General features: G+C 70.0%; 20 protein-coding genes and 3 tRNA genes. 15 read left to right on the top strand and 8 right to left on the bottom strand.

All coding sequences use genetic code 11. The features are described from left to right. Positions 1–78: 78 nt before the first annotated feature. The 4 genes from lon to FXO23_RS05490 form a co-directional block, all read right to left on the bottom strand. Complete coding sequence (lon, locus tag FXO23_RS05505; protein ID WP_158881386.1) at positions 79–2,484, bottom strand: endopeptidase La; 2,406 nt, start codon at positions 2,482–2,484, stop codon at positions 79–81. Between the two features lie 110 nt (positions 2,485–2,594). Further along, entirely contained in the window at positions 2,595–2,849 is a 255-nt protein-coding gene (locus FXO23_RS05500) for a hypothetical protein (protein WP_158881384.1), read from the bottom strand. Positions 2,850–2,997: 148 nt separating this feature from the next. Further along, positions 2,998–3,861 (bottom strand): SAM-dependent methyltransferase, encoded by an 864-nt coding sequence (locus FXO23_RS05495; RefSeq protein WP_158881382.1) that lies wholly within the window; start codon positions 3,859–3,861, stop codon positions 2,998–3,000. A 171-nt stretch (positions 3,862–4,032) separates the two neighbouring features. Beyond that, positions 4,033–4,971: a GNAT family N-acetyltransferase gene (locus FXO23_RS05490; RefSeq protein ID WP_158881380.1), complete on the bottom strand. Its 939-nt coding sequence runs from the start codon at positions 4,969–4,971 to the stop codon at positions 4,033–4,035. A 294-nt stretch (positions 4,972–5,265) separates the two neighbouring features. Here FXO23_RS05490 and FXO23_RS05485 point away from each other — a divergent pair, with 294 nt between their 5' ends. From FXO23_RS05485 to FXO23_RS05455, 7 genes are all read left to right on the top strand, one after another. After that, positions 5,266–7,932, top strand: a complete 2,667-nt coding sequence (locus FXO23_RS05485; protein ID WP_158881378.1) for a putative bifunctional diguanylate cyclase/phosphodiesterase — start codon at positions 5,266–5,268, stop codon at positions 7,930–7,932. A gap of 66 nt (positions 7,933–7,998) precedes the next feature. After that, positions 7,999–8,071, top strand: a tRNA-Thr gene (locus FXO23_RS05480). A 52-nt stretch (positions 8,072–8,123) separates the two neighbouring features. Then, positions 8,124–8,196: transfer RNA gene (locus tag FXO23_RS05475), tRNA-Met, on the top strand. Between the two features lie 75 nt (positions 8,197–8,271). After that, complete coding sequence (rpmG, locus tag FXO23_RS05470) at positions 8,272–8,436, top strand: 50S ribosomal protein L33 (RefSeq protein WP_005152047.1); 165 nt, start codon at positions 8,272–8,274, stop codon at positions 8,434–8,436. A 265-nt stretch (positions 8,437–8,701) separates the two neighbouring features. Beyond that, on the top strand, positions 8,702–9,784 hold the full coding sequence (locus FXO23_RS05465; protein ID WP_158881376.1) for a S1 family peptidase: 1,083 nt from the start codon (positions 8,702–8,704) through the stop codon (positions 9,782–9,784). A gap of 69 nt (positions 9,785–9,853) precedes the next feature. Beyond that, complete coding sequence (locus FXO23_RS05460; RefSeq protein ID WP_158881374.1) at positions 9,854–10,303, top strand: MaoC family dehydratase N-terminal domain-containing protein; 450 nt, start codon at positions 9,854–9,856, stop codon at positions 10,301–10,303. Further along, entirely contained in the window at positions 10,300–10,704 is a 405-nt protein-coding gene (locus FXO23_RS05455; RefSeq protein WP_158881372.1) for a MaoC family dehydratase, read from the top strand. The genes FXO23_RS05460 and FXO23_RS05455 overlap by 4 nt, the downstream gene beginning before the upstream one ends. A 73-nt stretch (positions 10,705–10,777) precedes the next feature. On the opposite strand, the gene FXO23_RS05450 is transcribed toward FXO23_RS05455, so the two are convergent. From FXO23_RS05450 to FXO23_RS05440, 3 genes are read right to left on the bottom strand one after another with little or no spacing between them, the layout of a single operon-like run. Beyond that, positions 10,778–11,683, bottom strand: coding sequence for an SGNH/GDSL hydrolase family protein (locus FXO23_RS05450; protein WP_158881370.1), 906 nt, complete (start codon positions 11,681–11,683; stop codon positions 10,778–10,780). A 54-nt stretch (positions 11,684–11,737) separates the two neighbouring features. After that, positions 11,738–12,622 (bottom strand): TIGR03619 family F420-dependent LLM class oxidoreductase, encoded by an 885-nt coding sequence (locus FXO23_RS05445; protein WP_158881368.1) that lies wholly within the window; start codon positions 12,620–12,622, stop codon positions 11,738–11,740. 8 nt (positions 12,623–12,630) lie between these two features. Continuing rightward, on the bottom strand, positions 12,631–13,863 hold the full coding sequence (locus FXO23_RS05440) for a pyridoxal phosphate-dependent aminotransferase (protein WP_158881366.1): 1,233 nt from the start codon (positions 13,861–13,863) through the stop codon (positions 12,631–12,633). 217 nt (positions 13,864–14,080) lie between these two features. On the opposite strand from FXO23_RS05440, the gene FXO23_RS05435 reads away from it, so the two are divergent. From FXO23_RS05435 to rplA, 5 genes are all read left to right on the top strand, one after another. Beyond that, a tRNA-Trp gene (locus FXO23_RS05435) sits at positions 14,081–14,153 on the top strand. Between the two features lie 28 nt (positions 14,154–14,181). Beyond that, complete coding sequence (secE, locus tag FXO23_RS05430; protein WP_158881364.1) at positions 14,182–14,637, top strand: preprotein translocase subunit SecE; 456 nt, start codon at positions 14,182–14,184, stop codon at positions 14,635–14,637. A 73-nt stretch (positions 14,638–14,710) separates the two neighbouring features. After that, positions 14,711–15,526 (top strand): transcription termination/antitermination protein NusG, encoded by an 816-nt coding sequence (gene nusG / locus FXO23_RS05425; protein WP_158881362.1) that lies wholly within the window; start codon positions 14,711–14,713, stop codon positions 15,524–15,526. 80 nt (positions 15,527–15,606) lie between these two features. After that, positions 15,607–16,038 carry a 50S ribosomal protein L11 gene (rplK, locus tag FXO23_RS05420; protein WP_158881360.1) on the top strand — a complete coding sequence of 144 codons (432 nt, stop codon included), beginning with the start codon at positions 15,607–15,609 and terminating at the stop codon, positions 16,036–16,038. Positions 16,039–16,114: 76 nt separating this feature from the next. After that, positions 16,115–16,834: a 50S ribosomal protein L1 gene (gene rplA / locus FXO23_RS05415; protein WP_158881358.1), complete on the top strand. Its 720-nt coding sequence runs from the start codon at positions 16,115–16,117 to the stop codon at positions 16,832–16,834. Between the two features lie 63 nt (positions 16,835–16,897). On the opposite strand, the gene FXO23_RS05410 is transcribed toward rplA, so the two are convergent. Beyond that, a complete protein-coding gene (locus tag FXO23_RS05410; RefSeq protein WP_158881356.1) occupies positions 16,898–17,827 on the bottom strand; it encodes a hypothetical protein in 930 nt (309 codons plus the stop codon). A gap of 316 nt (positions 17,828–18,143) precedes the next feature. Between FXO23_RS05410 and rplJ the strand changes: the two genes are divergently transcribed. The 3 genes from rplJ to FXO23_RS51450 form a co-directional block, all read left to right on the top strand. Beyond that, on the top strand, positions 18,144–18,704 hold the full coding sequence (rplJ, locus tag FXO23_RS05405; RefSeq protein WP_158881354.1) for a 50S ribosomal protein L10: 561 nt from the start codon (positions 18,144–18,146) through the stop codon (positions 18,702–18,704). Positions 18,705–18,757: 53 nt separating this feature from the next. Continuing rightward, positions 18,758–19,150: a 50S ribosomal protein L7/L12 gene (gene rplL, locus FXO23_RS05400; protein WP_158881352.1), complete on the top strand. Its 393-nt coding sequence runs from the start codon at positions 18,758–18,760 to the stop codon at positions 19,148–19,150. 301 nt (positions 19,151–19,451) lie between these two features. Continuing rightward, positions 19,452–20,084: ABC transporter ATP-binding protein (locus FXO23_RS51450; protein WP_246256928.1), on the top strand; the 633-nt coding region annotated here is incomplete at its 3' end.

Raw genomic sequence — 20,084 nt, 5'->3', positions numbered from 1 at the left:
TGGCGCGTGTGTCATGAGGGGACCCCTCCGGACAAATTTTGTCCGGAGGGGTCCCCTCATGACAGTTCGTGCTCGCGATCAGGCGGCGTGGGCGACCGGGGCGGTAGCCGGGGCGAGCGCGAGCTCGAGCACCTCCCGCACGCTCGCCACCGGGTGCACGTCCAGTTCGGACAGCACTTCGGCGGGCACGTCGTCCAGATCCGGTTCGTTGCGCCGCGGGATGATCACGGTCTTCATCCCGGCCCGGTGCGCGGCGAGCAGTTTCTGCTTCACCCCGCCGATCGGCAGCACGCGGCCGGTCAGCGACACCTCACCGGTCATCGCCACGTCGGCCCGCACGACCCGGCCGGTCAGCAGGGACGCCAGCGCCGTGGTCATGGTGACCCCGGCCGACGGCCCGTCCTTCGGCACCGCGCCCGCGGGCACGTGCACATGGATGCCGCGCTCCTTGAGATCGCCCACCGGCAGTTCCAGTTCGGCGCCGCGCGACCGCAGGTAGGACAACGCGATCTGCGCCGACTCCTTCATCACGTCGCCGAGCTGCCCGGTCAGCGTCAGCCCGGCGCCGCCGGATTCCGCGTCCGCGAGCGACGCCTCCACGTAGAGCACGTCACCCCCGGCCCCGGTGACCGCGAGCCCGGTCGCCACCCCGGGGATCGAGGTGCGCTGGGTCGACGCGGGCAGCGACGACTCCGGCAGGTGCCGCGGCCGCCCGAGGTAGGTGGCCAGGTCCTCGGCGTCGATCGTCACCGGCAGGGTGACCTCGTCCAGCGCGGCCTTGGTCGCGACCTTGCGCAGCACCTTCGCGATCGTCCGGTTCGCGTCGCGCACGCCCGCCTCGCGGGTGTACTCGGCGGCGATCCGGCTCAGCGCCGCGTCGGTGATCCGCACGTCGTCCGCGCCCAGCCCGGCCCGGTCCAGTTCCCGCGGCAGCAGGTGGTCCCGGCCGATGACGACCTTCTCGTGCTCGGTGTAGCCGTCCAGGGTGACCAGTTCCATCCGGTCCAGCAGCGGGCCGGGGATGGTCTCCAGCGCGTTGGCGGTGGCCAGGAACACCACGTCCGAGAGGTCCAGTTCGACCTCCAGGTAGTGGTCGCGGAACGTGTGGTTCTGCTCCGGGTCCAGGACCTCGAGCAGGGCCGCGGTCGGGTCGCCGCGGTAGTCCGCGCCGACCTTGTCCACCTCGTCGAGCAGGACCACCGGGTTCATCGACCCGGCTTCCTTGATGGCCCGCACGATCCGGCCCGGCAGCGCGCCGACGTAGGTGCGCCGGTGCCCGCGGATCTCGGCCTCGTCCCGCACGCCGCCGAGCGCGACCCGGACGAACTCGCGGCCCATGGCCTTCGCGACCGACTCGCCGAGCGAGGTCTTGCCGACCCCGGGCGGCCCGACCAGCGCGAGCACGGCCCCGGACCGGCGGCCGCCGACCTGGCCCTTGCCCGACTCGGCCCGGCGCTTGCGCACGGCCAGGTACTCGATGATCCGTTCCTTCACGTCGTCCAGGCCCGCGTGGTCGGCGTCCAGCACGGCCCGCGCGCCCGCGATGTCGTGCACGTCGGTGGTCCGGGTCTGCCACGGCATTTCCAGCACGGTGTCCAGCCAGGTCCGGATCCAGCCGCCCTCCGGCGACTGCTCCGAGGTCCGCTCCAGCTTGTCCACTTCGGACAGTGCGGCCTTGCGGACGTGCTCGGGCAGGTCGGCGGCCTCGACGCGGGCGCGGTAGTCGTCCTCGTCGGGGTTGCTGCCGTCCAGCTCGCCCAGTTCCTTGCGGATCGCCTCGAGCTGGCGGCGCAGCAGGAACTCCTTCTGCTGCTTCTCCATCCCTTCCTGGACGTCCTTGCGGATGGTGTCGGAGACCTCGAGTTCGGCCAGGTGCTCCCGGCTCCATTCCAGGGCCTTCTCCAGCCGTGCCGAGACGTCCAGCGCGCGCAGGAGTTCCAGCTTCTGCTCGACGTTCAGGTACGGCGCGTTGCCCGCGAGGTCGGCGATGGCCGAGGGTTCTTCGAGTTGACCGACGGCGTCGATCATCTGCCACCCGCCGCGCTGCTGCAGGATCGAGATGACCAGCGACTTGTACTCGGCGGCCAGGGTCTTCGCGGTGTCGTCGGACAGTTCGGCCGCGTCGGTGGCGTACACCCAGCGGGCGGCGCCCGGCCCGTCGCCGATGTCCCCGACGCTCGCGCGCCCGGTACCGCGCAGCAGCGCCGCGGCCTTGCCGCCGGGGACCCGGCCGATCCGATCGATGGTCGCCACGGTGCCGAGCTCGGCGTACTCGCCGTCGACCCGCGGCACGATCAGGACCTCGCCCTTGGCCGTGCTCCCCGACCGGATACCCGGGAAGGAGGCCGCGCTGGGCACCCGCGCCTGCGCGGACTCCACCGCGGCCCGCGTCTCGGTGTCGGTGAGGTCGAGCGGGACGACCATGCCGGGCAGGACCACGTCGTCGTCGAGGGGCAGGACCGGCAGGAGGCGTGTTTCGCTCATCGGTTGCGCTCCTTCTAGTTGAGTCTGATCAGCTCAACTTTCGCGAGCGCTGGTTTGTTTCCGCTGGTTGTTCGCCCGTAGCGAGCACCACTCCGGGAATAAAGCGGGCCCTACTTGTCGCGGAGGCGGCATGCGGCAGCCGCCAGCGTCGCGGGCACGTACTCGTGGCGGAAGGTCCAGTAGCAGTCCTCGAAGCTGACCGCGTCGCACGCGTCGTGGGCCAGCCACGGGTCGACGCCGTGTTCGGCGACCGCGAGGTCCATGCAGTCGCCGAAGCTGCGCGGAGCGGTCGACGCCGAAGCGGTGAGCGGAGCCGCCACCGCGGTCGCGGCGAGCAGCACTGCCGGAATGAACGTTCTGACCATGGATCTGAGCACGAGAACCTCCCTGATCGGCGCGCGGGATTTCGCGCACCGGCCAGTGCACCGCGACCGCCGCTCGACCCGCCAGACCAGGTCACCCGGCTGTGCGGGGACCTCACCGGGCCGTGCCGCACCACCGGGTGATCGTCACTTACCGTTCGCCCGGCCCCGGTTTCACCGCGACGCCGCACCAGGCGAACGGGCGGGCGATCTCCTCTTCCGGGGCCAGTTCACGGACCGGGCGCCAGTCCGGCAGGTGCGTCACCCCGGGTTCGGTCACGTCCCAGTCGGCGAACCAGGATTCGATCTCCGCGCGATCGCGCAGCCAGACCGGGTTGGTGGTGTGCCGGTACTGCGCGGCGAACCATTCGACACCCGCGGCGGCCTCGCCGGTCGCGTCGCCGACGGTCATGTGCGACAGCACGAGGCGGCTGCCCGGCGGGACCGCGTCCCGGTAGGCCGCCACCACCCCGCCCGGATCCTCGTCCGGGCCGACGAAGTGCAGCACGGCCACCATCAGCACGCACACCGGCCGGTCGAAGTCGATCAGCCGCCGAGTGGTCTCGTGGTCGAGGATCGCGTCCGGGTCGCGGACGTCCGCCTGCACCAGCCCGGCCCATTCGGTCGCGTTCTGCCGTTCCAGGATCAGCGTGGCGTGCGCGGCGGCGACCGGTTCGTAGTCGACGTAGACCACGGTCGCCCGCTCGTCGTCGGCCAGGTAATCGGCGACCACCTCGTGCACGTTGCCCGCGGTGGGCATTCCGGAACCGAGATCGAGGAACTGCCGGATCCCGGCATCCAGCGCGGCGCGCACCGCGCGGTGCAGGAATTCGCGATTGTGCCTGGCCCCGGGCTTGATCGGCGGCCACATCCGTTCGACCCGGCGGCCGAATTCCCGATCGACGGCCCAGTTCTGGGTCCCGCCCAGCAGCCAGTCGTAAACCCGCGCGGCAGAGGGCTTTTCCGTGTCAACGCCCTGCGGAGCCTCCGGCGCGGCGCTGCTGCTCTGAGTCACCCCCAAGTTGTAGCGCACCGCGGGTGGTCTGTACCAGCAGGTGCGCACTTTCGTTTCCGATCTCCGCCTAATCGGAATTCGGGTCAAGAACAACGGTCGGAATTGACGACCGCATAATGTGAACCTTATGCCCGCCCTTATCCGCCAAATGGCCCAAGGCCGGAAATCCGGTTACCGGACCGCGGGGCGGCGGTACCAGTATGTCCACAGTGGACGGTAGCCCTGCGCGTACCAGAACGGCGTCGAGCGGGGGTTGGCCAGCGCGTGGTGCAGCAGGACCGCCTCGATCCCCGCCTCGTCGAACACCTGGTGCGCGTGCGCGGCCAGGGCCGAGCCGACACCGGTCGAGCGCGCCTCCCCGGCCACGTTCAGCGCGGTCAGGTAGCCGACCCGGTCGGCCGCGACGAGCGGTTCGATCCAGCCCGACGCGGGCGGCAACTGCACCTGCACGATCCCCAGCGGCTGCCCGTACAACTCGGCGATCCACAGCGTCGGCTCGTCGGCGTCGAGCAGCTCGGCCAGTTCCGCGGTGACCTCCTGCTCGGCGTTCGCCCGCAGGGTCACGATGCCGAACTGGGCGTCGTAGCGCTCCAGGTCGAGCCGCAGCCGGACCGCGGTCGCCAGATCGTCGTGTTCGGCGGGCCGGATCCGCACCCCGGGCGTGGTGTCCGGGCCCGCCGCGGCGAGCCGGTCCGCGGGCCGCACCGCGACCACGCGGGCCGGGGCGAAACCGTGCCGCAGCAACTCCGCGGATCCGGTCGAATCCCGGCTCGGGCGCGGCACCACGGCGGCGGTGTCCCAGTCCCCGGAAGCCACGGTCTCGGCGAGGTGGGTCTCCCAGTCGGCGAGCAATGCCTCCATCGCGGCCGCCGGATCCGGACCGCCCAGCCGCACCTTCAGCCGGTGCTCGATGAGCGGGCGCCACAGTGCGTCACGGGCGTCCGCGGCGACTTCGGCGAAACTGGCGAGCCCGGCGGCGGCCGAACCCGCCGCGGCCGCGGTGAGCACGGTTCCCGGCGACTCCGGTCCGAACCGAGCCGGGGCAGGTAAAAGCGGGTCGACGTCGCGCAACCGAGTGGCGTGTTCGGCGGCTATCGCGTCCACGTTCATGCCGCCTATTGAAGCGGCCGGGCCGTTCCGGGGTCCGGCCAGGTCGGTTACCCATGGCAACCAAGGCAAACGCGAAGAATGCTCTCGTTTCACCCGGTGGTCGGCGCAGGTCAGCGCGGTTGGGTCAGTGTTAACCCTGAGGTGATCTCATCTCGGCCGGAAAGAGGCCGAAATACGCCCTCCGGGGTACAGTGAGGCCCACTTTCACGCGGCGGTTGGGACCGCTGCGTGAAGGCTTTGGGCGGCGGTGAACCGGTGCGTTGCCTTCGGGCGAGCAGCCGGGAAGGAGGTTGCATGCCGGACTCGGGTGGCAGGCCCGCGGGCCACATCCCGGCGGCAGCCAGCGACTCTGCCATGCGTGGCGGCGGTTCGCCGTCGGCGGGGCGCCGGGCGCAGCAGATCCAGGGCGGCGAGGCCCGTTCCGACGAGCGCCGGTTCCGGATCTACACCCTCAGCGTGCTCACCGTCGGGCTGGCCACCGCGGCCGCCGTATCCCTGTGGCTGCCGTTCGAGGGATCGGCGAGTCTGTGGTGGATCGGCCCGCTGCTGGCGCTTTCCTTCCTGCTCGCCGAACAGCTCGGCATCAACGTCGACGTGCGCAGCGGCATCTCGTGGACCATCTCGTTCACCGAGATCCCGTTGGTCATCGGCTTCTTCGTGGCGCCCTTCGAAGTCGTGCTCGCCGCGCACCTGGTCGCCGGGATCAGCACCCTGCTGGCCCGCAAGGTGTCCGGGCGCGTGCTCTACAACGCCGGCGCCTTCCTGCTCGAGATCACCAGCGCCTTCGCGGTCGCCGGACTGGTCAAGCAGGCCATGAACGCCCACGACATGCCCTGGCCCGCCGCGCTCGCGGGCACCCTCACCGCGCCGCTCACCAGCACGTTGCTCGCGCTGGCCGCGGTCCGCGTGCTGCGCCGCCGGATGCGGGTGAGCACCGCGTTGCGGCTCACCGGCCGGATCCTGGTGGTCGGCTTCGTCAACGCGTCGGTCGGCCTGTCCGGCTACCTGGTGATCTCCGGGACGCCGAAGGCCTGGCCGCTGGTGCTCGCGGTGTTCCTCGGCCTGTCCGCGCTCTACTGGGCCTATTCGGACCTGCTGCGCGAACAGCGCGACATGGAGGCGCTTTCCGACGTGAGCCTGATGGTCGCCCGGTCCGGGCAGCAGGCCGCCGCCCGGCCCGCCAGCCGCGCCGACGATCTGGTCGGCGGTGTCGATGTCAGCGAATGGGCCACCATCGCCGAACGGATCAAGGACCAGCTCGCCGCGGGCCGGGTGGTGCTGCGGCTCCGGCTCGAGCCCACCGAGGCGATGCGCGCGGTCGTCGCCGGGGATCCGCTGCCCGGTTACGAACCGCCCGCCGACGATCCGCTGCTGCGGCTGCCCGGCGCGCACGTCCGGCACTTCCGGATCACCGAGGCCAATCCCGATGTCCGCGCCGCCCTGCTCGACCGCGGCGCACAGGAAGCCCTGGTCGTCCCGTTGCGCAGCGCCAACCAGCTGCTCGGCGTCGTCGAGGCGCACGACCGGCTGTCCCGCTGGCGCGGTTTCGGCAAGTACGACGTGCAACTGCTCGGCACCATGGCCAGCCACCTGGCCACCGCGCTGGACAACCGCCGCCTGTTGGCCACCCTGCGCCACGACGCCTACCACGATCCACTGACCGGCCTGCTCAACCGGCCCGGCTTCCGCCAGGTGGCCCGGGAACCGTTGCGGGAGCGGGCGAATTCCGCGGTGCTGCGGGTGGACCTGGACGTGTTCTCCACGGTCAGCGACGCGCTGGGATACGTGTGGGCGGACCGGATGGTGATCGCCGCCGGCCGCCGCATCCGGGACGCGCTCGGGCCCGAGGTCCCGCTCGCCCGGCTGGAAGGCGCCTCGTTCGCCGCGCTGCTGATCGACTGCACGCCGCAGCAGGCGCACCAGGCCGCGGAACGGCTGCGCGCCGAACTGTCCGCGCCCTACCCGGTCGACCGGCTCACCGTCGAGGCCAACGCGATGGTCGGCTACGCCTCGCCCGCGCTGGAGGAGAACGGCGAGGCGGTGGACGTCGACGCGCTGCTGCAACGCGCCGACGTGGCGGTGCGCGCGACCCGCGGCGGCGAGGAGGTCCGCGGCTACGTGCCGAGCATGGGCCAGATCTTCATGCGCCGTTTCCAGATGGTCACCCAGTTCCGGCAGTCCCTGGAGGACGGCCAGGTCAGCGTGCACTACCAGCCGAAGGTCTCGCTGCCGAACCGGCAGGTGCAGGGCGTCGAGGCGCTGGTTCGCTGGCAGCATCCGGAATTCGGCAAGCTCGATCCGGACGAGTTCGTCCCGGCCGTGGAGGCCGCGGGGCTGATCGGCGTGCTCACGTCGTTCGTGCTCGAGCAGTCGCTGCGCCGCGTGCGCAAGTGGCTCGACGAGGGCCTGCGGATCTCCGCGGCGGTCAACCTGTCGGTGCGCAACCTCGCCGACGCCGACTTCCCGGGCAAGGTCGTCGAGGCGCTGCGCCGCTTCGACGTGCCACCGGAGCTGCTCACCTTCGAGCTGACCGAATCCGGTGTGATGGCCGATCCGCAGAAGGCGTTGCCGATCCTGCGCGAGCTGCACGCGCTGGGCATCGTGCTCGCGGTGGACGACTTCGGCACCGGCTACTCGTCGCTGGCCTACCTGCGGCAACTCCCGGTCGACCAGGTCAAGATCGACAAGAGCTTCGTGCTCGGCATGGGCACCGACCTCGGCGACCTCGCGGTGGTGCGCTCGATCGTCGAACTGGGCCATTCGCTCGGGCTGACCGTGGTCGCCGAGGGTGTCGAGGAGGACGTGGCACGCGATCAGCTGGAGGCGATGGGCTGCGACGTCGCGCAGGGCTACCTGATCTCGCGGCCGCTGTCCGAGGAGCGGCTGGAGGCGTGGCTGCAGGCACGAACGGCCCGTTCACCCGGTCGGCACCAGGAGACCGTGCTGACCCTGCTGACGTAAAGGGGACCCCCCTCGCGCTCGCTCGAACAGGCCATGTAATCTTTTCGAGGCTTGAACGTTGAGCTTGCCCCTTTAGCTCAGTCGGCAGAGCGTCTCCATGGTAAGGAGAAGGTCTACGGTTCGATTCCGTAAAGGGGCTCGGTGGCCAGAGCCGCGATGCTTGCACTGGTATCGCGGCTTCGACCATGTGAGGCGGTGTAGCTCAGTTGGTAGAGCAAGCGGCTCATAATCGCTGTGTCGTCGGTTCAAGTCCGGCCACCGCTACGCCGATAGCCCTGGGGCCGAGCCCCGGAACCCCGCGCAGGCGGGGACCAGAAACTTAGTTAGAGGAGCTTTGCTGTGGCTGCCACCGACGTGCGACCGAAGATCACGCTCGCGTGCGAGGAGTGCAAGCACCGCAACTACATCACCAAGAAGAACCGGCGCAACAACCCGGACCGCTTGGAGATGAAGAAGTTCTGCCCGAACTGCGGCACGCACCGGACCCACAAGGAGACCCGCTGAGCGCGTAGCGCGCTCGCGCCCGGTCGACTTCGCGAACAGGCCGTCCCTCATCGAGGGGCGGCCTGTTCGCGTTACCTATAAAACTCGGTGATCACCTATCTTTTGCCTCGTAACGACGAAAGTCGGTATCGGGACATCGTGACCCAGAACACCCTGGTGCGTACCGGATTTGCACCGGTGCCGGTCACGCACGAAGTGGCCGGTCAACCCACTGAACAGCGCGGCTCATCCGCGCCGCGCTTCCCTGCGAAAGTGAGTTGCCGGTATGCGCAAGATCGCAATCACGATGATCGCGGGCGCCGCGGCCATCGGTTTCCTGACCCCCTCGGTCGCCTCCGCGACCGCGGTGGCGGGCTACTCCAGTGACGTCCAGCGCTCGGCGGTGTCGTCGCTCGTCGCCGAACGCGGCATCACCGAAGCCGCCGCCGAACGGATCCTGAGCATCCAGGACGCCAGCGCGCGCACCGTCGAGGACCTCGACGGGCGCCTGGGCTTCCAGTCCGCCGGGGGATACCTCGACGACCAGGGCCTGCCCGTGGTGAACGTGCTCGACGGTGCGGCCGCCGACCAGGTTCGCGCGGCGGGCGCGACCGCCAAGCTCGTGAAGCACTCCACCGCCGCACTGGCCTCGGCCCAGCAGGCGCTGGAATCCGTGCCCGCGGTGACGCACACCTCGATCGGCCAGGACCCGAAGACCAACCAGGTCGTGCTGACCGTTTCGGATGCCGCGAAGGGCGATGTCGCGGGCCTGCTGGCCGCCGCGAACCGCCTCGGCGACCGGGTTCGGGTCGAGCGGGTCAGCGGCGAGTTCCACACCACCATCTACAACGGTGAAGCGATCACCGGCGGCGGCACCCGCTGCTCGGTGGGCTTCAACGCGACCAAGGGTGGCCAGCTCTACATCGTCGACGCCGGGCACTGCACCCGCGCGGTGTCGCAGTGGAACGTGGGCCCGTCGCAGGGCGCCAGCTTCCCGACCAACGACTACGGCCTGATCCGCAACACCACCGGCAGCGGTCCGGGCGCGGTGCAGCTGTACAACGGCCGCACCCAGAAGATCAGCTCGTCCGCGGCCGCGACCGTGGGCCAGAGCATCCAGAAGAGCGGCAGCACCACCCGGCTCACCTCGGGCTCGGTGCAGCGGGTGAACGTCACCGTGAACTACGCCGAGGGCTCGGTGCACCAGCTCATCCAGACCAACGCGCTGGCGAACCCCGGTGACTCCGGCGGGTGCCTGTTCTCCGGCAGCGTCGGGCTGGGCATCACCTCCGGCAAGGGCAGCGGCACCTCGTACTTCCAGCCGGTCGACGAGGCTCTGAGCGCCTACGGCGTCACGCTCGCCCCGTAGCGGCAAGCGGGCGGGGCGGGGTCGTGAGCGGCTGGGCCCGCTCACGACCCCGCCCGGTAATGTGCGGGCGTGCCTCTGGACCAGTCGTTCATCGGGCGGACGTACCCGCCGACCAGTACCTATGAAGTCAGCCGGGAGAAGATCCGGGAGTTCGCGGACGCCCTCGGCGACGACAACGCCTGCTACCGCGACCCGGAAGCCGCGCGCGCCGCCGGGTACCCGGACGTGATCGCGCCGCCGACCTTCCTGACGATCATCAACCTCGCCGCGATCAACGCGATCGTCGCCGATCCCGAACTCGGCCTCGACTACGGGCGGATGGTGCACGGCGACCAGAGCTTCACCCACGCCCGGCCGGTGCACGCCGGTGACCGGCTGCTGCTGACCACGTTCATCGAGAACATCATGGCCCGCGCGGGCAACGACTTCCTCAACGTGCGCGCGGAGATCAAGGACGAGTCCGGTGAGCTGGTGTGCACCACCCGCGCGCAGCTCGTCGTGCGGGGGGAGGGCTCATGAACGTCGAGGTCGGCACCGAACTCCCCGCCCTCCAGGTGCGGATCACCCGGGACCGCCTGGTGCGGTACGCGGGCGCTTCGCTGGACTTCAACCCGATCCACTACAACGAGCGGTTCGCCAAGGAGGTCGGGCTGCCGGACGTGATCGGGCACGGCATGCTGACCATGGCGCTCGCCGGGCGGATGATCACCGACTGGCTGCCGGATCCGGGCCGCGTCCTCGAATACGGCGTCCGGTTTACCCGGCCGGTCGTGGTGCCGGACGACGACGAGGGCGCGCTGGTCGAGCTGAGCGGCAAGATCGGCGAGGTGCGCGAGGACGGCACGGCCCGGGTGGACATCACCGCCCGGTTCGACGGGAAGACCGTGCTCGGCAAGGCCACCGCGGTGGTCCGCCTCTAGCCGAGCAGGTCGCCTCCGCCGGGACGCGCCGAAAGCGCGCGCACTTTCGACCCGCGTCGCGGCTCACGATCCGCTAGCTGATCACCTTGCGCACCGCGTCCGCCATCGCGCGTTCGCCCTTGGCGTTGGGGTGCAACGCGGCCGCGTCCACCGGGAGCACCCCCTCGGTCCAGCGCTGGGCGGGTTCGGCGCACATGTCGTGGCCCTTGCTCGGGGCCGCGGTGTCGGCGAACCCGGCCTTGTGCGCTTTGGCCTGCGCGGCGAGCATCCTGTTCAGCTTGTCCAGCGAATCGCGCAGGTAGTTCACGTCCGGGCCGCCGAACGGCAGGGACGGCCAGCAGCCGTTCCCGTCCGGCAGCACGGTCGGGTAGCCGACCACCACGACCCGCGCCTTCGGGGCCTTGGCGTGGATCTTCTCCAGCGCGTCGGCGATCTTCGGGGCGGTCGCGTCGATCCGCTCGGCGAGCTGGTCGCGCCCGCCCGCGGTGAGCTGGGCCCGGCACTTCGCGCTGTTCGGATCGCTCGTCGCGCACTGCCCGGCCAGGCTGATGAAGCCGACGTCGTTGCCGCCGATGCCCAGGGTGACCAGCGTGGTGTCGGCGTTCACCGCGTTCAGCTGCGGCGGGTTCGTGCCGTCGCGGGTCTGCTGGGCGCCGCCGAGGTTCCCGGTGACCGCCCCGCTGCAGCTGACGTCGGCGAACTCCTTCGGCTTGAGCGAGGCGGCGAGCAGATGCGGGTAGTTGTTGTCCGAACGCGCGCAGCCCGGCGGTTCACCCGCCTGCTTCCCGGTCCGCGGCGCCGAGGTGTACGAGTCGCCCAGCGCGACGTACCGCCCGGTGCCGCCCCCGGTCCCGGATCCCGGCTGCTCCGGAGCGTCCGAAGACGCGCCCTCCTGCGAGCGGTAGTACCCGAACCCGATCACCGCCGCCACGACGACCAGGAGCAGTAGGCACCCGCCGCCGCCCTTTTTCCCTGCCACGCGTCCTTTTTACGCGAGAACGGCTCCCCGGCCGCTCGCCGAACCGGGTGACGCTCACGCGATCAGCGCGCGCAGTCCGGCGGCCAGGTCGAGGGCGTGGTCGATCGAATCGGCGACGTAGTGCAGGTCGGCGAAGGCCTCCTCGACCCCGGCGGCCTCGGCTTCGGCGAACTGGTCGGCGAGCTGGGACAGCGCGGTCCCGCGCCGCGGGTTGAGCCGCAGCACGCGGCGCAGCGAATCCGGGTCGCGGCCCGCCCGCTCGGCGGCGGACCGCGCGATGTCCCAGAGCTTGCCCAGGGTCTCCGGTGGCATCCGCCCGGGCAGCCAGCCGTCGGCGCGCCGCCCGACCCGTTCCAGCGCGGCGTGCGAGAAACCGCCGAGCAGGACCGGCGGATGCGGCCGCCGCACCGGCCGTAGGTCCATTGTGGACGGTGGGATGCGCCAGCGTGGGCCGTCGTGCTGGACCGGATCCGCCGTCCACAGCGCGGTGAGCACGTCGAGGATCTCCTCGAGCCGCTTCCCGCGCCCGGCCCAGGGGACCCCGGCGGCCGTGTACTCGTCGCGCAGCCAGCCGATGCCCAGGCCCACGTCGAGGCGGCCGCCGCTGAGCACGTCCAGCGAGGTCAGCGTGCGCCCGAGCAGGACCGGCGGGTACAGGGTCGCGGTCAGCGTGCTGGTGCCCAGCCGGATCGACGTGGTGGCCGTGGCCGCGACGGTGAGTGCGACCAGGGGATCGAAGAACCGGGTGAACTCGGGCGGGTACGGCCGTTCCGGGGTGCCGCCGCCGGGGTACAGATCGCTCGGGGCGACCGGGGTGAGCACCCGGTCACCCGTCCACAGCGACGCGTACCCCAACTCCTCGGCGGCCGCGGCGAACCGCCCGATCCCGCCGGGGTCGGCGAGCGGACCGAAGTGCGGCAGGCCCAGCCCGATCCGCATCCCGGTGGCTACTTGGCCTCGGCGACCAGGCGCCCGAACCTGGTCACGCCTTCGACCAGGTCCGATTCGGCGAGCGCGTAGGAGAACCGGAAGTAGCCGGGCGTGCCGAACGCCTCACCCGGGACGACCGCGACCTCGGCCTCCCGCAGGACCAGGTCCGCCAGCTCCAGGGTGTCCTGCGGCCGCTCGCCGCGGATCTCCTTGCCCAGCAGGGCCTTCACCGACGGGTAGGCGTAGAACGCGCCCTCCGGCGTCGGGCATTCCACCCCGGGGATCTCCGACAGCAGCGAGACGATCTTCTTCCGGCGCGCGTCGAACGCCTTCCGCATCTCGGCGACGGCGTCCAGCGGCCCGGAGACCGCCGCGAGCGCGGCCCGCTGCGACACGTTGGCCACGTTCCCGCACAGGTGCGACTGGTAGCTCGACGCCGCCTTGATCACGTCCTGCGGCCCGATGATCCAGCCGACCCGCCAGCCGGTCATCGAGTAGGTCTTGGCGACCCCGTTGAGCACCAGGGTCTGGTCGGCCATCTCGGGCACCACGACCGGCAGCGACTCGGCCTTGACCCCGTCGTAGACGAGGTGCTCGTAGATCTCGTCGGTGACGACCCAGATGCCGTGCTCGTAGGCCCAGCGGCCGATCGCCTCGACCTGCTCGCGCGAGTAGACCGAACCGGTCGGGTTGGACGGCGAGTTGAACAGCAGGGCCTTCGTCCGCTCGGTGCGGGCGGCCTCGAGCTGCTCGACCGACACCAGGTAGCCGGTGGACTCGTCCGCGGTGACCTGCACCGGCACCCCGCCGGCGAGCGCGATCGATTCGGGGTAGGTGGTCCAGTACGGCGCCGGCAGCAGCACCTCGTCGCCCGGGTCGAGCAGGGTGGCGAACGCGGAATACACCGCCTGCTTGCCGCCGTTGGTCACCAGGACCTGGGTGGGCTCGACCGCGTAGTTCGAGTCGCGCAGCGTCTTGGCGGCCAGCGCCTCGCGCAGTTCGGGCAGCCCGGCCGCGGCGGTGTAGCCGTGGTTGGCGCGGTCGCGCACGGCCGCGGCGGCCGCCTCGACGATGTAGTCGGGGGTCGGGAAGTCCGGCTGGCCGGCGCCGAAGCCGATCACCGGGCGCCCCTCGGCCTTCAGCGCCTTCGCCTTCGCGTCGACCGCGAGGGTGGCCGACGGCCTGATGCCGGCGATCCGGGCGGAGACGCGCGAACGGGGGCTGGTGACGGTGGTTCCGGGAGTGGCCATGGCTACAGTTTTTCATGGTGAGTGTCAACGGTCGCGCGAGACCCCGGTACTTTGGTCGCCTTCTTCCGGGGGCGATCAAGGGCGCGGTTGCGAGTCCTCCGAGGGCTTGCCGTAGACTCTCGAACTTGGAACGCGTGAACCTGCTCTCCACCGGCCGGTGGGGAGGGTGGAATGCGGCCAATAACTTGACCGTCGGCTCCGCCGGATGTCGAGTTGAAGGGGTGTAGCTCAATTGGCAGAGCAGCGGTCTCCAAAACCGCAGGTTGCAGGTTCAAGTCCTGTCACCCCTGCGTAGTACCCAACTGGTGAAGCGGAGGAGTGGTCGTGAGCGACAGCGACGCCAGCGGCGAGAAGGACCAGGAGAAGGACGCCAAGCGCCCCTCCCGTCCGGTCACCGCCGCGGCTCGGCGCGAGCGCCGCGCCTCCGCGCGTCCGGCCGGTAAGGCCGGCGAGGCCAAGCAGGACGCCGACGGGGACAAGACCCGTCCCGCGGCCAAGGGCAAGGCGGTCTCGTCGGACAAACCGGCCAAGACCGGGGGTAAGGAACGGGCGACTCCCAAGCGGGATCGCAAGGAGAAGAAGGCCTCCCTGTTCGCCCGGCTGATGCGGTTCATCCGCGAGGTCTGGGCCGAGCTGCGGAAGGTCATCTGGCCGACTCGTAAGCAGATGGTCACCTACACCACCGTGGTGCTGGTCTTCCTGGCCTTCATGGTCGCGCTGGTCGCGTTGCTCGACTTCGCGTTCCGCAAGGGCGTGTTCTGGCTGTTCGGCTGACGGCCGGTTCTCCCGCCGCGAGCGGAACCAGGCCCGCCCGAACAGGACAAGCGATCAAGTGAGAGGACGGAACGTGACCTCCGAGAACGGCGCAGAAGCCGGTCAGGAACTGACCGGCCTTTCCGACGAACAGGTGTTCGCGGCGGCCGGTGACGAGGACTCGGAGCACACCGAGTCGGTGGAGGCGGCCGCCCCCGAGGCGGACGCCGAAGACGTCGCGGCCGCCGGACCGGAGGCCGTCGAGGAGTCCGTGGAGTCTTCGGAGTCCGACGACGACCCGGTGGCGAAGCTGCGCGCCGAGCTGAAGGCGGCGCCCGGCGAGTGGTACGTCGTGCACTCCTACGCCGGCTACGAGAACAAGGTCAAGACCAACCTCGAGACCCGTACCCAGACCCTGGACGTCGAGGACTTCATCTTCCAGATCGAGGTGCCCACCGAAGAGGTCACCGAGATCAAGAACGGCCAGCGCAAGCAGGTGCAGCGCAAGGTGCTGCCCGGCTACATCCTGGTCCGGATGGACCTCAACGACGCCTCGTGGAGCGCGGTCCGCAACACCCCGGGGGTCACCGGGTTCGTGGGCGCGACCTCGCGGCCCTCGCCGCTGACCATCGACGAGGTGCTCAAGTTCCTGGCCCCGCAGGTCGAGAAGGCCGCTCCGGCGAAGGCCAAGGGCGAGACCGCGGCCGAACAGGCCCCGCTCGGCGCCCCGGCGGTCGAGGTCGACTTCGAGGTCGGCGAGTCGGTCACCGTCATGGACGGCCCGTTCGCCACGCTGCCCGCCACGATCAGCGAGGTCAACGCGGACGGGCAGAAGCTGAAGGTCCTGGTGTCGATCTTCGGCCGGGAGACCCCGGTCGAGCTGTCGTTCAACCAGGTCTCCAAGATCTGACGGTCGCAACTTCGCGGCCGGCAGTCCTCGCGCCGACGGCAGGTGCGCGGGGAAACCTGTGCAGTGAATAGGAAATAGGAATGCCACCCAAGAAGAAGAAGCTTGCAGCGATCATCAAGCTGCAGATTCAGGCGGGTGCCGCGAACCCGGCTCCGCCGGTCGGCCCCGCGCTGGGTCAGCACGGTGTCAACATCATGGAGTTCTGCAAGGCCTACAACGCCGCGACCGAGTCGCAGCGCGGCAACGTGGTGCCGGTCGAGATCTCCGTGTACGAGGACCGCTCGTTCGACTTCAAGCTCAAGACCCCGCCGGCCGCGAAGCTGCTGCTGAAGGCCGCCGGGATCGAGAAGGGCAGCGGCGAGCCGCACAAGACCAAGGTCGCCAAGGTCACCTGGGACCAGGTCAAGGAGATCGCCGAGACCAAGAAGAGCGACCTCAACGCGCACGACGTCGACCAGGCCGCCAAGATCATCGCCGGGACCGCCCGGTCGATGGGCATCACCGTCGAATAGTCGGCGCCGACCGTGGAAGAGCCAAGCGCTGGCTCGCACCACAACTGATCCAGATCTACGAAGTTAAGGACAGAGCATGACCAAGCGCAGCAAGGCCTACCGCCAGGCCTCCGAGCTGATCGACCGGGAGCGGCTGTACGCGCCGCTCGAGGCCGTCCGGCTCGCGAAGGAGACGTCCAAGACCAAGATGGACGCCACCGTCGAGGTCGCGATGCGGCTCGGCGTGGACCCCCGCAAGGCCGACCAGATGGTCCGCGGCACCGTGAACCTGCCGCACGGCACCGGTAAGACCGCCCGCGTCATCGTCTTCGCCACTGGCGACAAGGCCGCCGAGGCCGAGGCCGCCGGCGCGGACGCGGTCGGCACCGACGAGTTGATCGAGCGCATCCAGGGTGGCTGGCTCGACTTCGACGCCGCGATCGCGACGCCGGACCAGATGGCCAAGGTCGGGCGCATCGCCCGGATCCTCGGCCCGCGTGGCCTGATGCCGAACCCGAAGACCGGCACGGTGACCCCCGCGGTCGCCAAGGCGGTCGCCGACATCAAGGGCGGCAAGATCAACTTCCGCGTGGACAAGCAGGCGAACCTGCACCTGGTGATCGGCAAGGCTTCCTTCGACGCCGAGAAGCTGGTGGAGAACTACGCCGCCGCGCTGGACGAGATCCTGCGCGCCAAGCCGTCCGCCGCCAAGGGCCGGTACGTAAAGAAGGTCACCTTCACGACCACCATGGGCCCCGGCATCCCGGTGGACCCGGCCCGGACCCGCAACCTCCTCGCCGAGGAAGCTGCCGTCTAAGGCTTTCACCGATAGGAGGGCGGTCCCGCATTCAGCGGGGCCGCCCTCTTTCGTTGTCCCGGCTCAGCGGGTCGGCGGGGTGCTGGGCGAGACCGGTGTGGCACAGGGGGAGGCCCCCGGCTCGTGCCCGGTGATCAGCCACTGCTCGCCCTTCACGTCGCCGCCCGAGGTGTCCTTGTGCTGCCGGGTGACGGTGAACGATCCGAGCGGGCGGCCGCCCTTGATGTCGTAGTCGCAGGAGCTGATCGGCACGACGTCCCCCGGCGGCTGGGACGAGCTGGTGAACGGTATCGACTGCGCGTACTCGCTCTTGTTCGTGACGAGCTTGCTCAGCTGTTCCACGGCCTGCTTGCAGTCGGCGTAGCCCATGTCCACCGCGAACTTCTGCTGGGTCGGCTTCGAGAAGTTGCCGCAGGCCAGGTCGGGCCGGTTCTGGGCGATCTGCTGGTACACCAGCTGAACGGCCCGGTACGGGTTGGGTTGCAGCAGCTCGGTGGCGCTGTAGGTCCCCTTGCCCGCGATGTCGGCGGGCAGGTTCTCGTCGGCGCTGGGGAAGAAGTGGTCGTAGGCGAGCTTGCCGCCGATCGCGAGCACGATGAGCAGCAGCAGCGCGCTGAGCAGTTTGCCGCCGAGGCGTTTGAGCCAGCGCGGCGCCTTCGGGCGGGGGAGCGGGGCGGGCAGGGTGTCCGGGCGGGCCTGGGGCGGCCCGCCGGGCGGTGGCGGCTGCGCCGGGAGCCACGCCTGCTGACCGGGGTCCGCGCCCGGGACGGGTTGCTGGGCCTGGGCGGGCGTCAGCTCGCCCCCTTGCTTCTGCGCCTCGGTGAACCGCAGGAACTCCTGGAACTGCTGAAACTGCTGGAACTGGCGCAGCTGTTCCGGGTCGAGCTGCTGCGGCTGCTGCTCGGGCGCGGCGGACTGGGCGCGTTCCAGCTCCGTCCCGTGCTCGCCGGGAGGCCGCCGCTCGTCAGGTCGCTGCTCCGCCACGTCACCCATGATGCCGGTCCCCCTACGGTCAGTGGGAGCCCGGGCACACGGTTAGCCCGCTAAACGAGGGCCGCGTGTTGGGGCGCAAGGGGGTCGCGTATTCTGGTCGACGGTTCTACCGAAGACCGCTGGTTTTCCCGGTGCCGAAGGGCACGGGGAACGAAGGCCCCGCGAGGTGCGGGCGGCCCGCGCAGGAGGAACGAGGCTCGCCGCGCGTGCACACGCGTGCACCACGACGCCCCGCGCCTGCTGCGCTGGGGCGTTTCGTCGTTTCCGGGGCTGGATGACCATCAGCGGTCACCTAGCCAAGAGAGGAGGCGACCCCATGGCGAAGCCCGACAAGGTGGCGGCCGTCGCCGAGATCGCGGACCGGTTCCGCACCAGCTCGGCCACCGTTGTCACCGAGTACACCGGCCTCTCCGTGACCCAGCTGTCCCAGCTGCGCCGCGCTCTCGGCACCAGTGCCAAGTACCGCGTTGCGAAGAACACCCTGGTCAAGCGTGCCGCCGAGGACGCCGGGATCGAGGGCCTGTCGGAGCTCTTCGTCGGTCCGACCGCGATCGCCTTCGTCGAGGGTGAGCCGGTCGACGCCGCGAAGGCGCTGCGTGACTTCGCGAAGGACAACGCCGCCCTGAAGATCAAGGGCGGCTACATGGACGGCCGTCCGCTCACCGTCGAAGAGATCCAGCAGATCGCGGATCTCGACAGCCGTGAGGTCCTGCTTTCCAAGGCGGCGGGCGCGTTCAAGGCGAAGCTGTCCCAGGCCGCGGCGCTGTTCCAGGCGCCGCTGTCCCAGGTCGCTCGCCTGGGCGCCGCGCTCGAGGAGAAGCGCAAGTCCGAGTCCGACAGTGGCGCTGCCGCGGCCGAAGCACCTGCCGAGAGCTGAACCGAAAACCCCACCCCGAACTCCCGAGTTCGTATCCAGAGAGGAACGCCACCATGGCGAAGCTGAGCACCGACGAGCTGCTCGAGGCCTTCGAGGGCCTGACCCTGCTCGAGCTGTCCGACTTCGTGAAGAAGTTCGAGGAGAAGTTCGACGTCACCGCCGCGGCCCCGGCCGCCGTCGTCGCCGCCGCCCCGGGCGCCGCCGCGGGCGCCGCCCCGGCCGAGGAGGAGAAGGACGAGTTCGACGTCATCCTCGAGGGCGCCGGCGACAAGAAGATCCAGGTCATCAAGGTCGTCCGCGAGGTCGTCTCCGGCCTGGGCCTGAAGGAGGCCAAGGAGCTCGTCGAGGGCGCCCCGAAGGCGCTGCTGGAGAAGGTCGACAAGGACGCCGCCGACGCGGCCAAGGAGAAGCTCGAGGCTGCCGGCGCGAAGGTCAGCGTCAAGTAACTCGAAACACCCGAAAGGGACGACCACTCGCCCGAGTGGTCGTCCCTTTTCGCATTTCAGAGCGCTGTTTGTGGGTAACCACCCGGGTATGCACTACGGTGCTGCGAGCGGTGGTGGCCCCGGTCACGGCCCGATGACGATGCCCCAGAGGGTGTTCCGAAATGAAAACTGGTGAGTAACCTGTTCGCACTCAGCTCGTTGCACCTGGTTGACGCGGGAAACGCGCCGGCTGCCGCCTGCGGCCACACCAGGTTCGCGGGCCGGGTACGTGCGACGACGCCGAACAGCTCCAGGAGGTGCGATGGGTGCCGAGGTGGTCATCGAGGGTCTGACCAAGTCCTTCGGTAAGCAGGCCATCTGGCGGGATGTGACGCTCACGCTTCCGCCGGGTGAGGTGTCGGTGATGCTCGGACCGTCGGGAACCGGTAAGTCCGTTTTCCTGAAGTCCATGATCGGCCTGCTGAAGCCGGACCGCGGCAGCTGTGTGATCAACGGCGTCGACATCGTGACCTGCTCCGAGCACAAGCTGTACGAGACCCGGAAGCTGTTCGGGGTGCTGTTCCAGGACGGCGCGCTGTTCGGGTCGATGAACCTGTACGACAACGTGGCGTCCCCGCTGCGCGAGCACACCAAGAAGTCCGAATCCGAGATCAAGCGGATCGTGCTCGAGAAGCTGGAGATGACCGGTCTGGCCGGTGCGGAGAAGAAGCTCCCCGGCGAGATCTCCGGTGGTATGCGCAAGCGCGCCGGGCTGGCCCGCGCGCTGGTGCTGGACCCGGAGATCATCCTGTGCGACGAGCCGGACTCCGGTCTGGACCCGGTGCGCACGGCTTACCTGTCGCAGTTGCTGATCGACCTGAACGCGCAGATCGACGCGACCATCCTGATCGTCACGCACAACATCAACGTCGCCCGGACCGTGCCGGACAACCTG

The organism is Amycolatopsis anabasis (assembly GCF_009765355.1).
GTDB classification, from domain to species: domain Bacteria; phylum Actinomycetota; class Actinomycetes; order Mycobacteriales; family Pseudonocardiaceae; genus Amycolatopsis; species Amycolatopsis anabasis.
The sequence above is the reverse complement of the archived record's forward strand: the minus strand, read 5'-3'. Positions and strand labels throughout refer to the sequence as shown.